Here is a 13,279-nt window from a genome sequence, read left to right on the forward strand (position 1 = left end):
ACCTTACCGGCGAACGTCAGCGAGAGGTCAGCTCCGAAGCGTCGGCCGGAACGGCGACAACCGGCTTCGCGCCCTTCGCCGGCCGCTCGAACTTGTAACCGACGTTTCGCACAGTGCCGATCATCTGCTCGTGCTCCGGACCGAGCTTCGCGCGAAGCCGCCGTACGTGGACATCGACCGTGCGCGTGCCGCCGAAGAAGTCGTAACCCCACACTTCCTGCAGCAGCTGCGCGCGAGTGAACACGCGACCGGCGTGCTGAGCGAGGTACTTAAGGAGCTCGAACTCCTTGTACGTCAGCTCAAGCGTGCGACGGCGCAGCTTCGCCGTGTACGTCGCTTCGTCAATGACAAGGTCGCCTACGCGCAGTTCGGCGTCTGCCTGCAGTCCGATGCCGTCACGAGTGGTGGCCAGCCGCAGCCGGGCGTCGACCTCCGCGGGACCAGCAGTGGGCAGCAGGATGTCGTCCGTGCGCCACTCGGCGTTGACCGCGACCAGACCGCCTTCGCCGACGACCGCGATGACCGGCGTGCCCGATTCGTCCTCCGCGCCCTTAAGCAGGCGGCACAGGCTTTTCGCGGACGCGAGGTCGCTGCGCGCGTCGAGCAGGATGACGTCCCGGTGACCCGCGTCGAGCAGGGCCGTCACTTCCGGCTCGCGTACGCGTACGGTGTGCGGCAGCAGGTCCAGCGCGGGTAGTACGGAGGTAGCGTCGAGTTCCCCCGTCAGCACCAGCAGGTCCAAGCTCATGATTCCGCACCGCCTTCAGATTCGTCGCCTCAAACGTGGCGTCGGTCGGTGCTAAGTGAGAATAGCGGGTGAACACGCCGGTACCTAGCTCCTGCTGGATCGATCACACCTGGTCGAACAGTCCCGGCGTGACCCGCACCACGACGAAATCCACCCGAACAGGAGAACCGAGGCGATGGCGAGCAGGCCCGTGACCCGGGACGACCGACCGGCCCAAAACCCCGGCAGCGGCCGCCGCGGCAGGCGCGTGCGGCGGTGGCTCATCGTGCTGGGAGTGCTGGTGCTCCTGCTGGTCGGTGCGGATTTCGGAGCGGCGGCCTTCGCCGAGCACACGATCTCGCAGAAGGCCCGCGCACAGCTCGGGCTGAGCGACGATCCGTCGGTCAATATCCACGGCTTCCCGTTCACCGTGCAGGCGCTCTCCGGTGACTACAGTCACATCACGGTTTCCGCGGACGGCGTCCCGGTCGGCAACGAACTGCGCGACCTGCGCGTGAGCGCCGAACTGGAGGACGTGATCGCGCCGCTGTCGGATCTCACCTCCGGCAACACCAAGGCGGTGAAGATCGGCAAGCTCACCGGTGCGGTGACGATCAAGGCGTCCGACCTCGCCCGGGTCTCGCCGCTGAACAAGATCCAGAACCTGAAGATCGAGCAGTCGACCCAGGCGTACGTGAAGTACGGCGACACCGAACAGGGCAAGCAGCCGGACCCGACGCCGACCAACGCCGACGGCGAACCGGCCGACGGCACCAGCGCGGGCGTGCGGATCTCCGGCGACGTGCAGGTGGCCGGCCAGAAGGTGGAGATCTTCTGCTTCGCGCTGATCCAGCTCAAGGAGAAGACGATCTCGATCGTGCCTTACCGGTTGCAGTTCGGGAATGACCAGAGCACCACGATCGTTCCGGAAGCTGTGCAGAAAGCTCTGCTGCCGAACTTCCGGGCCAGCATTTCGACGACCCGGCTGCCGCTGTCGGTCACCCCGACTGCGGTCCGCGTCGACAGCGGTTCGGTGACCATCAAGGGCGAAGCGCACGACGTCAACTTCGCCGACCTGTCCACCAACCACGGAGGCTGATCCCGGTGACCGGAGTGTGGGTGCTGCTGGCGACGCTGGTCGTCGCGACGGCCGCGGGCCTGGTCCTGCGCGCCCGCAACGGCCGGATCCGCGCGGCCAAACCGGCCGCCGCGACCCGCTCGCTCCCCGCTCCGGTCTCCGAGGCCCTTGATCCGGAATCCGCCGTCACCCTGGTGCAGATCTCCACCACGTTCTGCACCCCGTGCCGGCACACGCGGGCGATTCTCTCGTCGCTCGCGGAGAAGACCGACGGCCTGCACCACGTCGACCTGGACGTCACCGAACGTCCCGAGGTCGCGCAGGCGCTGTCGGTGCTCAGCACGCCGACCACGCTCGCGCTGGACCCGGAGGGCCGGGAACTGCTGCGCGTGGGCGGCGTGCCCAAGGGCCCGGAGCTGCTGGAAGCGCTCCGCCCGCATCTGGCCGCCGCGCCACGCTGACTCTCGCCGCCCGGCTCCAGCTGCCCCTCGCACCCGGCCCCGTCAAAGCTCCCCAATGTGGCATTGGGTGCATCTGACGCACCCAATGTGGCGTTCGGTGCGTCCCGCGCACCCAATGCCACATTGGGGCAGTGCCCAGCCGGGCGTCCGCGGCGGTTGATTCTCAGGATCCGGACCTCGTCCCAAGGAATGAACATGGTTCCGGGAGCGAGCGAGCCTGGGTACCCTCCCCCCTGTGGACGAGCTGCCCATCACCCTTCTGACGCAGCGCCGCGCGGTCGATTTCTGCCGCGTGCGCAGCAGCTTGTGTCTGCCTTTTTCCGGCCGGCGCTGAAGCACGTCTCGCGCCGTTTCGCAGCTCCGCCCGTCTTCGCCGCGTGCTGTCCGCACGCCTTTCCCCTCGCACTGAGCAGGAGGAACCCATGTCCGCCGGACCGGCCGTAGACCCGCGAGGTCCCAGGTTCGCCGCGATCGTGACCACGGTGGTGCTCGCCGTCGTGCTGGTCACGCAGTGGTGGCCGTTGCTCGCACTGCAGACCGTGGTCTTCGCGATCGGTGCGTTCGTCGGGCTCAAGCCAGCGCCGTACTCGGTGCTGTACCGGCTCGCGATCGCGCCGCGGCTCGGGCCGCCGACCGAACGCGAGGACGCCGCCCCGCTGCGGTTCGCGCAGGCGGTCGGGTTCGTGTTCGCGCTCGTCGGCACGATCGGCTTCGCGACCGGCGTGACGCCGCTCGGCGTCGTCGCGACCGCGTTCGCGCTCTTCGCGGCGTTCCTCAACGCGGCGTTCAACTACTGCCTCGGGTGCCAGATGTACCTGCTGATCAAGCGTTTCAGCCCCGCGCGGGCGTCCTCGTAAAACCCTTAACCCAGAAAGAGAGTCAGTCTCCATGAGCCGAGAAGACGTCCTGGTCACCACGCAGTGGGCCGAGGAAAACCTGGACACCCCGGGCGTGGTGTTCGCCGAGGTCGACGAGGACACGACCGCTTACGACAACGGGCACATCCGCGGCGCGGTGAAGCTCGACTGGCGCAAGGACCTCCAGGACGGCGTCCGCCGCGACTTCGTCAACAAGGAGGGCTTCGAGAAGCTCCTGTCGGAGAAGGGCATCTCGAACGACGACCGCGTGATCCTCTACGGCGGCAACAACAACTGGTTCGCCGCCTACGCGTACTGGTACTTCAAGCTCTACGGCCACGAGAACGTGCAGCTGCTCGACGGCGGCCGCAAGAAGTGGGAGCTCGACGGCCGCGAGCTGAACTCCGACGAGGTCAAGCGCGAGGCCACGAACTACCAGGCCAAGGACCAGGACCTGTCGCTGCGTGCGTTCCGCGACGAGGTCGTCCAGTCGATCGGCTCGAAGAACTACATCGACGTGCGCTCGCCGGACGAGTTCTCCGGCAAGCTGCTCGCCCCGGCGCACCTGCCGCAGGAGCAGTCGCAGGTGCCGGGCCACATCCCGGGCGCGCTGAACGTGCCGTGGGCGAAGGTCGCCAACGAGGACGGCACCTTCAAGTCCGAGCAGGAGATCAAGGACCTCTACGCCGAGGCAGGCTACGACGAGGGCAAGCCGACCATCGCGTACTGCCGCATCGGCGAGCGTTCCTCGATCGCCTGGTTCGCCCTGCACGAGCTGCTCGGCCAGTCGGACGTGAAGAACTACGACGGTTCGTGGACGGAATACGGTTCGCTGGTCGGCGTTCCGGTCGAGTTGGGAGCTAAGTGATGGCAGACGGCTGCAGCGCACCGGCACAGGTCGCGACCCCGGCAGACTTCGACACCAACGGCCAGGTCGTCCTGGCAGGCAAGGTCACCGGCGCCGAGGGACCGGTCGGCGGCGCGTTCGTCCGGCTGCTCGACGGCGGCGGCGACTTCGCGGGCGAGGTCGTGTCCTCGGCGGACGGCGACTTCCGTTTCTACGCGGCCGAGGGTTCCTGGACGGTGCGCGCGCTGCACCGCACGGGCAACGGCGAGGCCAACGTCACCGCGGAAGGCCCTGGCCTGCACCAGCTGGCCATTTCGGTTGCCTGACAACGCTTTCGCGCAGAAGGGCCCCTCGGTTTCCGAGGGGCCCTTCTCGTGTCCCGGGGAGACTTGACCTCAAGTCGGCTTGAGGACCCAAGCTCGCGGACGTGTCGCAAACGAAAACCATTGCGCGGAGCCCGCTGCTGGCCACCGCTGTGTTCCTTGGCAGCTTCATGGCGTTGCTCGACGCGAGCGTGGTGAGCGTCGCGCTGCCGACCATCCAGCGCGAGTTGCACGCCGAATTCACTGACCTGCAATGGATTGTGGACGGGTACACCGTCGCGCTCGCCGCGCTGATCCTCACCGGCGGCACGCTCGGCGACCGCTATGGCCGCAAGCGGATCTACCTCGGCGGCCTCGCGGTGTTCACGCTCGCTTCGCTGGGCTGCGGCCTCGCCCCGACGCTCGGACTGCTCATCGCCGCGCGCGCAGGCCAAGGAATCGCGGCCGCGGCGGTCATCCCGGGCGGCATCGCTCTCCTCGCGCACGCGTATCCAGAGCCGCGGGAACGGGCCCGGATGCTGGGGGCGTGGGGCAGCGTGGCCGGATGCGCGCTGGTCATCGGTCCCCTCATCGGCGGACCGATCACCGACGCGCTCGGCTGGCCGACCATCTTCCTGATCAATCTGCCGATCGGCGTTCTCGCGGTACTCGCAGGTCGCCGGGGCCTCGACGAATCGTCCGATCCAGCGCACGGCGCGCTGGACCTGCCCGGGCAGGTGCTCGGCGCGTTGTGGATCGGTTCGTTCACCTACGCCGTGATCGCGTCGGACGCGGTGGCCGCGGCGGTTGGCGCGCTCGGGCTGATCGCGTTCATCGTCGTGGAACTGCGCGCCCCGCATCCGATGCTGCCGATCCGGCTGTTCGGCAAGTTCCGGTTCGCCGCTTCGATCTTCACCTCGTTCGTCATCGGCTTCGCCTGCTACCCGCTGCCGGTGCTGATCGCCGTGTACCTGCAGCAGGCCTGGGGCAGCACCGCCTCGACGACAGGGGTGCAGATGCTGCCGTACGTGGTCGCCAACGCCGTTCTCGCGTTCTTCTCCGGACGGCTGGCCGGCCGGTTCACCGCGGAACGCGTGCTGCCGATCGGTCTCGCCATCACCGCGGCGGGGAGTTCCGCCTTCCTGCTGGTCGACCCGGCGAGCCCGGATTGGCTGCTCAGCGTGCCGCTGACGCTGTCCGGCGTCGGGCTCGGCTTGAGCATCACCCCGACGAACATCGTCGGTCTCGCCGGGCTCCCGGCGCAGCGCACGGGCACCGCGGCGGGCACGGTGAACGCCGCGCGCCAGGTCGGGATGGCGCTCGGCGTGGCCGCGCTCGGAGCGCTTCTCGATCACGGGAGCACGCTGACGACCGGGCTCCAGACCGCGATGGCGGTGGCCGGCGCGGCGCTGCTGGCGGTGACCGTCCTCACCGCCGCGACCCTGCGCAGCGCTAGATGAGCCGGGGCGGACTATTGTCCTCGCTGTGGAGACCTTGTTTACGACCCTGTTGATCATCGCGGGCATCGCCACCGTGTGGTTCGCGGTCTACGTCGTCTACCGGCTGTACGCCGACCAGCGCTGATCAGCATGACGAGTGGCGACGAAGCCATCGCAGCAGCCGAGGAGCGGGCCGCCAGCACGCGCGACCGCAACCTGCCGTTGTGGGACGACCTGCCGATCCCGAACGACACGGCGAACCTGCGCGAGGGCCCGAACCTGAACGACGCGTGCCTCGCCCTGCTGCCGCTCGTCGGCGTCTGGCGCGGCGAGGGCGAGATCGACTACCCAACGATCGACGGGCCGATCAAGTTCGCCCAGCAGCTGACCGTCTCCCACGACGGCCGCCCGTTCCTGTTCCACGAGGCGCGCTCGTGGCTGCTGAACGAGGACGGCAGCGTGCTGCGGCCCGCCGCCCGCGAAACCGGGTTCTGGCGGCCGCAGGAGGACGACACCCTGGAACTGCTGCTCACGCACAGCTCCGGCATCGTCGAGCTGTACTACGGCAAACCGCGCAGCCAGACGGCCTGGGAACTCGGCACCGACGCGGTCATCCGCACCGCGACGGCCAAGGAGGTCACCGGTGCGCAGCGGCTGTACGGCCTGGTGAACGGCGACCTCGGGTACGTCGAGGAACGCGCGATGGTCGGACAGGAAATGCAGCCGCACGCCTCCGCGCTGCTGCGCCGCGTGGTGGGCTGAGGCTCCGGGAGACGCCGTGCGCTGGCGGCGGTACGGCGAACACGCCGCCCTGCTCGACTGCGCCTCGCTCGAGGAGATGAGCGCGGCAAGGGCGACCCTCACCGAAGCCGCGCTCGACGGCGTCACGGAGATCGTTCCCGGGGCCCGCACCCTGCTGGTGGTCGCGTCCACGAGCGCTCTGGAAGCTGCGCGTTCCTTGCTGGCTTCGGCCGATCTGGATCATCCGCCTGCCGGGGATGCCCGCGAAGTCGTTTTGGACGTCCGGTACTCCGGCGAAGACCTTTCCCTGGTCGCTGAGGACGCGGGGCTCAGCGTGGCCGAGGTCGTCGCTCTCCATACTCGTGCGGTCTACACGGTCGCGTTCACTGGTTTCGCGCCCGGTTTCGGTTATCTCGCCGGGCTTCCCGCCGAACTCCAGCAGTCGCGGCTCAGTTCGCCACGCACTCGCGTCCCCGCCGGGTCGGTGGCCATCGCCGACGAGTACACCGGCGTCTATCCGCGGGAATCCCCTGGCGGCTGGCGGTTGATCGGGCACACCGAGGTGACGCTCTTCGAGCCTTCCGCCGCGCAACCGGCGTTGTTCACGCCCGGTCTCCGCGTGCGGTTCCGGAGCGTTTGATGCGCGCGCTGGAGATCGTCTCGCCCGGTTCGCTGGCTTTGGTGCAAGACCTCGGCCGTCCCGGCTACGCACATCTGGGCGTCCCACCGTCGGGTGCTCTTGACGTCGCGGCACTGCGACTCGGCAACCGGCTGGTCGGCAATCCCGAGGACGCCGCCGGGATCGAAACCGTGCTGGGCGGGCTCACCGTCCGGGCCGTGGTTTCGTGCACCGCGGCGGTGACCGGACCGCCGGTCGCGGTGTCCGTGGACGGAAGGGAAACCGGCTCGCACACGCCGATTCCGTTGCGGCCAAGCCAAAAACTGACAATCGGCCGACCCGCCACCGGACTGCGCTGCTACCTGGCGGTGTCCGGCGGCATCGCGGTGCCACCCGTCTTGGGGAGCCGATCGACCGACGTCCTGTCCGGACTCGGCCCCTCGCCGCTGGAAGCTGGCGCGAGCGTCCCCCTCGGCCCCGTCACCGGTGTTCCGTCCGGTGCCGACGTGGTCACCGCCTCGTCCGCGCCGCCCCAGCTGGCAGTGCCGGTTTTGCTCGGCCCTCGCGACGATTGGTTCGCCGACGCGCGGGCCTCGCTCAACGCACAGTGGACAGTCACCGCGGAATCCAACCGAGTGGGGGTCCGCCTTGACGGGCCGCCATTACGTCGAGTGTCCACTTCGGAGTTACCGAGCGAAGGCGTGCTCACTGGCGCGATTCAGGTCCCGCCGAACGGATTGCCGCTGGTCTTCCTCGCTGATCACCCGACCACGGGCGGTTATCCGGTGATCGCGGTCGTGAGACGGGGGTCACTCGGAGCACTCGCTCAAGCACGCCCCGGAACCTTGGTGCGGTTCCACGCGTCCTTCTGAGCGTGGAACGGGTAACGATCACCGGCGGCGCGGGTTTCCTGGAGCTGAACACCGGAGGACGGGCGGAGCTGCCGCAGTCGCTGCGCATCGCGCTCGCGACCGGTCAGCTACGCCTCCCGCTGGCGGAAACCCTGCGCGAGCTGCTGGCGTTGCTCGTCGACGGCCAGTACCGGGTCAGCGGCCCGCAGCGGTTCGAGGCGGTGGATCTGATCCCGGCGAGCGACTGGCCGGACGACGACGATGCCCGGGTCGCGTACTACCGCACGGCGATCCGGTCGGGACACCGGCCGGTGGCGGTGGTTTTGTCCGGTACGCGGCCGTTGCTGGTGGACGGGCACCACAAGATCAGCGCTTACCGGGCGGAAGGGGTCACGCCGTCGGTGGTGCTGATCAGCGGGTCGTGAGTGTTCATGCCGGTGAGAACCGGCACCAACACTCACGAGACGCTCAGTACTCGCTCTCGTAAGCCGCCACCAGCTCCTCGTGCAGCGCCGTCGAATCCGGCAGCTGCGTGCCGTTCAGCGTGTGCACCCGGGTCACCTTCCGGACCGACGACGTAAGAAAAACGCCGTCCCCGTCCAGCAAGTCCACCACCGAAAGCGGCTCCACCTTCACCGACCAGCCCGCCTTCTCCGCGCCGCGGAACAACGCGTACTGAGTCGTTCCTGGCAGGATGCCAACAGTGGCCGGCGGGGTGTAGAGCGTCCGCTCCTTCGCCAGCACGACCGTCGACGTCGGTCCTTCGAGGACCGAATCGTCGGTAGCGGTGAAGATCACATCTTGAGCTCCGCGACGGGTCGCCTCGCGCAGGGCGGCCATGTTCATCGCGTAGGAAACCGTTTTCGCGCCGAGCAAAAGCCACGGGGCGCGCTCGGCGAGTTCGGGGCCGAAACCGCGTTCCAGGGTCACCACGGAAACACCTTCGGTGCGCGCCCGCAGGACCTTCTCGTCGACCTCCAGGCCCATCGCGAACGCCGTCGGCTTGCCTTCCGGATCGCCGTCGACACCCCGCGTGTACACGAGTTTCAAGGCAATCTCCGGGCCGCCCCGCCACGCGTCGACGACTGCCTGCGCGGCTCGGGCGAAGCCGTCGAGGTCCGGGGCGGGCAGGTCCAGCATCGCCGCGGAACGGGCGAGCCGGTCGAGGTGCGGACGCATTTCCCGCGGCTTTTTCACTGCTACGAGGATCGTTTCGAACACCCCGTCTCCGCGCAGCAGGCCGAGGTCGTCCACCCGGAGGTGAGCGGCTTCGGGGTCGGCCAGTGAACCGTCTAGGAAGGCGAGAACGCGCATCCCCTCAAGGTACTCACTTACCCTTAGAGCTATGCCGTACAGCTCGCCGCTGCTCGAAATCCCCCGCGCGGTCGCCGCGCCCGAGGGCCATCCGGAAGCCGGAGTTCCGTGGCACTGGGGCGATCCGTTCGCCGAGCAGCGCACCGCCGCCCGAGGAGTGGTCGTCATCGACCGCTCGCACCGAGAAATCCTCGCCGTCACCGGCGAGGAACGCTTGTCCTGGCTGCATTTGGTGATCTCGCAACACGTCACCGAACTCGCCGCGAACACCGGCACCGAAGCGCTCGTCCTCGACAGCCAAGGCCACGTCGACACCCATTTCGTGCTCGCGCACACCGGCGAGACGGTGTACCTCGACAGCGACCCCGGCCCGCTCGTGACGAGCGCGTTGCCCAAGGGCGGCAAGCAAACCCTGCGCGAGTACCTCGAAGCGATGAAGTTCTGGTCCAAGGTCGAGATTCGCGACGCGACCGAAGAACTGGCCGTTCTTTCGGTGCTCGGCCCGGAGACCGACAGCGTGCTCGGCGTCGAACTCGGCACCGAGCCGTATTCGGTGGCCGCGTTGCCCGAAGGCGGTTTCGCCCGGCGGATGCCGTGGCCGACGCGAGCGGGCGCGGATCTCGTGGTGCCGCGCGCGCAGCTCACTCAATGGTGGCAACGGCTCACCGACGCGGGGGCTCGTCCGGCTGGTTCGTGGACCTTCGACGCGCTGCGCGTGGAATCGCGGCATCCGCGGCTCGGCGTCGACACCGACGAACGGACGATCCCGCACGAGGTCGGCTGGATCGGCTCGGCCGCGCACGTCGCGAAGGGCTGCTACCGCGGCCAGGAAACCGTCTCGAAGGTGCACAACGTCGGCCGCCCGCCGCGGTATCTGGCGCTGCTGCACCTCGACGGTTCGCCGGAGATCACGCCGGAGACCGGCGATCCGGTGAAGCTCGGCGAGCGCGTGGTCGGCCGGATCGGCACGGTCGCGCAGCACCACGAACTCGGGCCGATCGCGCTCGCGCTGGTCAAACGCTCGGTTCCGGGCGGGGCGGAGCTGCTGGCAGGCGACGAGGACCGAGTGGTCCAGGCCACTGTCGATCCGGACTCGGTGCCGGGCGAGCACGCGGCGCCCGGACGGGAAGCGGCGCAGAGACTGCGGGGCTGAAGTGAACTCGACGGTAGCGTCGTCGCCGAATGTGGAGCAGGATGTGCCCGTGATCGAAGTGCGTCCCGGCGGGCGGCGACGGATCGACCGCGTCCTCGGCCCGGGATATCTCACCGGATTAGGCGACTTGCCGCTCCCGGTGCTGCGCGAGCGGCGCGACGAGGCCGCGCAGGAAGAGACAGACCTGTCCTACCTGCGCCGGCTCCTGCACGCCCGCATCGACATCGTGCGCGCCGAACAGGAGCGCCGCTCGTCCGGCGGGGAAAGCAGCATTGTCGACCGGCTCGCGTCCATCCTCGCCGACAACGCGCTCGGCCCGGCCGCCGGTTCCGGCCGCCACCAGCAACTCGAACCGTCCCGCGCGGGCGAGCACCGCAGGCACGCGGAGGCGCTGATCGGCGACACCGGGCTCACCGACGTCGGCTCGCTCACCGACGACAAGCTCGCCGCCGCGCTGGACACATACGCGGCCGAGGAAGCCTCCGTGTCCTCCTTTCGCCGCCAGGTCCAGGGCGTGATGGACACGCTCAACGCCGAGATCGCCGCGCGCTACAGCAGCGGAGCGGCCACTGTGGACCAACTGCTGGACAGCGAACTGGGGCGCGTCGAGGAATGACCGGCCAGCCGATCCTCGTCGAGGTCGTCCGGAATGGGTTCGTCGAGAGCGTCCACCACGGATGTCTTGTCGTCACCGCGCCCGACGGCTCCGTCCAGTTCTCCGCGGGCGACGTGACCAGCCCGTTCTTCCCCCGGTCGGCGAACAAGCCGCTGCAAGGCGTCGGGATGCTCCGGGCCGGGCTCGGCTACGACGGTGCGGACCTGGCGCTGGGCTGTGCCTCGCATTCCGGCGAAACCGGACATGTCGAGCGCGTCGCCGCGATGCTGTCCGGCGCCGGGCTCGACCCGGCCGTGCTGGCCTGCCCGGCCGAACTGCCGATCGGCGAGGACGCCCGACGTGCGGCCGACGAGCCGCGGAAGATCACCATGAACTGCTCGGGCAAGCACGCCGCGATGCTCGCCACGTGCGTCGCGAACGACTGGCCGACCGAGGGCTACCAGCTGCCGGACCACCCGTTGCAGGTCCAGCTGGCGAAGACGGTCGAGGAGCTGACCGGCGAATCCATCGCCGCGGTCGGGGTCGACGGGTGCGGCGCACCGCTGTTCGCGTTCTCGCCGACCGGCCTCGCGCGGTCGTTCGGCAGGCTCGTTCAGGCCGAGCCGGGCACCGACGAGCGCCGGGTGGCCGACGCGATGCGGGCCCACCCCTGGCTGGTCGCGGGCACCGACCGGGAAGACACCCGGCTGATGCAGGGCGTGCCGGGATTGCTGTCGAAGAGCGGCGCGGAAGGTGTCCTGGCGTTCACGCTGGGCGACGGCACCGCGTGCGCGATCAAGATCGCGGACGGCAACAAGCGGGCCTTGGCTCCGCTGGCCATGGCCGTGCTCGCGCACCTGGGCATCGAGACACCGGAAGAGCTGTCCGACCTGGCTCACCCGCCGGTTCTCGGCGGCGGCAAGCCCCAGGGCGAGCTGCGGGTCAGTTGGAGTGTTCCTTAGCCGCGAGGTCGCCCCAGAACTCGCGCAGCTGCGAAAACAGCTCGGCCAGCTCTTCGACGTTCCCGGTGCGCAGTGCGTCGAGGATGTCGTGGACCTCCTCCGCGGTGGAGTCGGCGTCGAGCAGCGAGTCGGCGAACAATTGCACGAGCCCGCCGTAGTCCAGTTCGACGACCGAGTCCGGGTCGAAGCTCTCCAGCCACTGCCGGGTCTGCGAGAGCACCCGGCCGGGACCGGAGTCGCCGAAGGTCGTCTCGATCAGCTCGCCCGCCTCGGACGCCCGCCGGAGCGCGGCTGACATCGGCGTGCGCCAGGACGCCTCCCGCGCGGGGTCGGCCGGGCCGCTGCCGAGCACGAGCTTGCGTTCGTCCGGATCGACCAGCGAGAACCAGGGCAGCGGGACAGTCCAGGTGGTGGTGAGGGTGTGCGCGGCGGTGGCGGTGAGGTCGGTCATCGCGGCCTTGGTCTGCGCGCGGGCCTTGTCCGCGGTGACGCCGCCCGCGTCGAGGACCGCGATCCGCAACGCGGGCTCGGCGTCGGCGAGGAAGGTGCTCAACGCCGCGGCGGAGCGGGCGCGCAGTTCGAGCGGGCACGCGAACGGGCCTTCGGCCGAGTGTCCGGCGGGGACCTCGGCCGGGTCGAGCACGAGCACGTCGGTGACGAGACTCGGCGAGGGCCGTCCGTCGCGCAGCTGCGCGGGCAGCAGCCGCACCGGCGCGGCCGCCTGTGACTTGAGCCACATCTGCTGTTCGCGTTCGCCGATCCCGATCCGGCTGAGCCCGCCCGCGGAAACGGCCTCGACCAGCTGTTGCGCGGGCGGATCGCCCAGCGCGCGCAGAGGTTCGTACACCCGCAGATAGGCCACGAAGGGTCGGAGCACCCGAGCATCGTGGCACGCCGACCAGCGCCGATCGGCATCGACGTGCCGGTAACCGGCGTCCGGCGGACACTGTCGCGACGAGCACACCGTGCCACGTCGCATCCAACCCCCGGGACACGGTACGGTGTCAGCAGGAAAGAACTGTCGAGACGATGCGGGGCCGCCGATTCCCCCGGCCGCCCCGCCCCTGTGCGAGGGGGTCGAGCCATGGGGCGCGGCCGGGCTAAGGCCAAGCAGACGAAGGTGGCGCGCGAGCTCAAATACAGCTCCCACGAAACCGACTTCGATGCTTTGCAGCGCGAGCTGTCGAGTAGTTCCTCGGACAACCACGAGGACGACAAGCGGTACGAGGACCCGTACGACGACGGGTACGACGAGTACCGCCGTTGACGCAGGCACACGACACGCGAGGGCGGAATCGGACCTAGGTCCGAGACGCCCTCGTGCGTTGTGTGC

17 protein-coding genes are annotated in these 13,279 nt (G+C 69.2%); 14 read left to right on the top strand and 3 right to left on the bottom strand.

The window, feature by feature from the left end:
• Positions 1-16: 16 nt before the first annotated feature.
• Positions 17-748 (bottom strand): winged helix-turn-helix transcriptional regulator, encoded by a 732-nt coding sequence (locus H4281_RS21375; protein WP_037809366.1) that lies wholly within the window; start codon positions 746-748, stop codon positions 17-19.
• 175 nt (positions 749-923) lie between these two features.
• Here H4281_RS21375 and H4281_RS21380 point away from each other — a divergent pair, with 175 nt between their 5' ends.
• From H4281_RS21380 to H4281_RS21425, 10 genes are all read left to right on the top strand, one after another.
• Positions 924-1,826, top strand: a complete 903-nt coding sequence (locus tag H4281_RS21380) for an LmeA family phospholipid-binding protein (RefSeq protein WP_182892713.1) — start codon at positions 924-926, stop codon at positions 1,824-1,826.
• Between the two features lie 5 nt (positions 1,827-1,831).
• Positions 1,832-2,266: a TlpA family protein disulfide reductase gene (locus H4281_RS21385; RefSeq protein WP_182892714.1), complete on the top strand. Its 435-nt coding sequence runs from the start codon at positions 1,832-1,834 to the stop codon at positions 2,264-2,266.
• 422 nt (positions 2,267-2,688) lie between these two features.
• Positions 2,689-3,123 carry a DUF4395 domain-containing protein gene (locus tag H4281_RS21390; RefSeq protein WP_182892715.1) on the top strand — a complete coding sequence of 145 codons (435 nt, stop codon included), beginning with the start codon at positions 2,689-2,691 and terminating at the stop codon, positions 3,121-3,123.
• A gap of 31 nt (positions 3,124-3,154) precedes the next feature.
• Positions 3,155-3,991: a sulfurtransferase gene (locus H4281_RS21395; RefSeq protein ID WP_182892716.1), complete on the top strand. Its 837-nt coding sequence runs from the start codon at positions 3,155-3,157 to the stop codon at positions 3,989-3,991.
• Positions 3,991-4,296, top strand: a complete 306-nt coding sequence (locus tag H4281_RS21400) for a DUF1416 domain-containing protein (protein ID WP_009084726.1) — start codon at positions 3,991-3,993, stop codon at positions 4,294-4,296. The genes H4281_RS21395 and H4281_RS21400 overlap by 1 nt, the downstream gene beginning before the upstream one ends.
• Positions 4,297-4,397: 101 nt before the next feature.
• A complete protein-coding gene (locus H4281_RS21405; RefSeq protein WP_182892717.1) occupies positions 4,398-5,732 on the top strand; it encodes an MFS transporter in 1,335 nt (444 codons plus the stop codon).
• Between the two features lie 129 nt (positions 5,733-5,861).
• Entirely contained in the window at positions 5,862-6,473 is a 612-nt protein-coding gene (locus tag H4281_RS21410; RefSeq protein WP_182892718.1) for a heme-binding beta-barrel domain-containing protein, read from the top strand.
• A gap of 16 nt (positions 6,474-6,489) precedes the next feature.
• The gene (locus tag H4281_RS21415; protein WP_182892719.1) at positions 6,490-7,092 is read left to right on the top strand and encodes a 5-oxoprolinase subunit B family protein; all 603 of its coding nucleotides are present in this window, start codon (positions 6,490-6,492) and stop codon (positions 7,090-7,092) included.
• Positions 7,092-7,943, top strand: a complete 852-nt coding sequence (locus H4281_RS21420) for a 5-oxoprolinase subunit C family protein (RefSeq protein ID WP_182892720.1) — start codon at positions 7,092-7,094, stop codon at positions 7,941-7,943. The genes H4281_RS21415 and H4281_RS21420 overlap by 1 nt, the downstream gene beginning before the upstream one ends.
• A gap of 2 nt (positions 7,944-7,945) precedes the next feature.
• Positions 7,946-8,347, top strand: a complete 402-nt coding sequence (locus tag H4281_RS21425) for a hypothetical protein (RefSeq protein ID WP_182892721.1) — start codon at positions 7,946-7,948, stop codon at positions 8,345-8,347.
• 43 nt (positions 8,348-8,390) lie between these two features.
• Here the strand turns inward: H4281_RS21425 and H4281_RS21430 are convergent, their stop codons facing one another.
• Positions 8,391-9,236, bottom strand: a complete 846-nt coding sequence (locus tag H4281_RS21430; protein WP_182892722.1) for an aminodeoxychorismate lyase — start codon at positions 9,234-9,236, stop codon at positions 8,391-8,393.
• A 31-nt stretch (positions 9,237-9,267) separates the two neighbouring features.
• On the opposite strand from H4281_RS21430, the gene ygfZ reads away from it, so the two are divergent.
• From ygfZ to H4281_RS21445, 3 genes are read left to right on the top strand one after another with little or no spacing between them, the layout of a single operon-like run.
• A complete protein-coding gene (ygfZ, locus tag H4281_RS21435; protein ID WP_182892723.1) occupies positions 9,268-10,389 on the top strand; it encodes a CAF17-like 4Fe-4S cluster assembly/insertion protein YgfZ in 1,122 nt (373 codons plus the stop codon).
• A 49-nt stretch (positions 10,390-10,438) separates the two neighbouring features.
• A complete protein-coding gene (locus H4281_RS21440) occupies positions 10,439-11,005 on the top strand; it encodes an RsiG family protein (RefSeq protein ID WP_182892724.1) in 567 nt (188 codons plus the stop codon).
• On the top strand, positions 11,002-11,946 hold the full coding sequence (locus H4281_RS21445; protein WP_182892725.1) for an asparaginase: 945 nt from the start codon (positions 11,002-11,004) through the stop codon (positions 11,944-11,946). Before H4281_RS21440 ends, H4281_RS21445 begins: the two co-directional genes overlap by 4 nt.
• Here the strand turns inward: H4281_RS21445 and H4281_RS21450 are convergent.
• Positions 11,927-12,823, bottom strand: coding sequence for a DUF8083 family protein (locus H4281_RS21450; RefSeq protein WP_182892726.1), 897 nt, complete (start codon positions 12,821-12,823; stop codon positions 11,927-11,929). The genes H4281_RS21445 and H4281_RS21450 overlap by 20 nt on opposite strands.
• A gap of 207 nt (positions 12,824-13,030) precedes the next feature.
• Here H4281_RS21450 and H4281_RS21455 point away from each other — a divergent pair, with 207 nt between their 5' ends.
• The gene (locus tag H4281_RS21455) at positions 13,031-13,213 is read left to right on the top strand and encodes a DUF3073 domain-containing protein (protein ID WP_037716129.1); all 183 of its coding nucleotides are present in this window, start codon (positions 13,031-13,033) and stop codon (positions 13,211-13,213) included.
• The last annotated feature ends 66 nt before the right edge of the window (positions 13,214-13,279 follow it).

It is taken from the genome of Amycolatopsis dendrobii (assembly GCF_014145675.1).
Lineage (GTDB): Bacteria > Actinomycetota > Actinomycetes > Mycobacteriales > Pseudonocardiaceae > Amycolatopsis > Amycolatopsis dendrobii.

Excerpts from the sequence above, each read along its gene's own strand:
- H4281_RS21375 (WP_037809366.1), bottom strand. The coding sequence starts at position 748 with ATGAGCTTGGACCTGCTGGTGCTGACGGGGGAACTCGACGCTACCTCC.
- H4281_RS21380 (WP_182892713.1), top strand. The coding sequence starts at position 924 with ATGGCGAGCAGGCCCGTGACCCGGGACGACCGACCGGCCCAAAACCCC.
- H4281_RS21390 (WP_182892715.1), top strand. The coding sequence starts at position 2,689 with ATGTCCGCCGGACCGGCCGTAGACCCGCGAGGTCCCAGGTTCGCCGCG.
- H4281_RS21395 (WP_182892716.1), top strand. The coding sequence starts at position 3,155 with ATGAGCCGAGAAGACGTCCTGGTCACCACGCAGTGGGCCGAGGAAAAC.
- H4281_RS21400 (WP_009084726.1), top strand. The coding sequence starts at position 3,991 with ATGGCAGACGGCTGCAGCGCACCGGCACAGGTCGCGACCCCGGCAGAC.
- H4281_RS21410 (WP_182892718.1), top strand. The coding sequence starts at position 5,862 with ATGACGAGTGGCGACGAAGCCATCGCAGCAGCCGAGGAGCGGGCCGCC.
- H4281_RS21420 (WP_182892720.1), top strand. The coding sequence starts at position 7,092 with ATGCGCGCGCTGGAGATCGTCTCGCCCGGTTCGCTGGCTTTGGTGCAA.
- H4281_RS21430 (WP_182892722.1), bottom strand. The coding sequence starts at position 9,236 with ATGCGCGTTCTCGCCTTCCTAGACGGTTCACTGGCCGACCCCGAAGCC.
- ygfZ (WP_182892723.1), top strand. The coding sequence starts at position 9,268 with ATGCCGTACAGCTCGCCGCTGCTCGAAATCCCCCGCGCGGTCGCCGCG.
- H4281_RS21445 (WP_182892725.1), top strand. The coding sequence starts at position 11,002 with ATGACCGGCCAGCCGATCCTCGTCGAGGTCGTCCGGAATGGGTTCGTC.
- H4281_RS21455 (WP_037716129.1), top strand. The coding sequence starts at position 13,031 with ATGGGGCGCGGCCGGGCTAAGGCCAAGCAGACGAAGGTGGCGCGCGAG.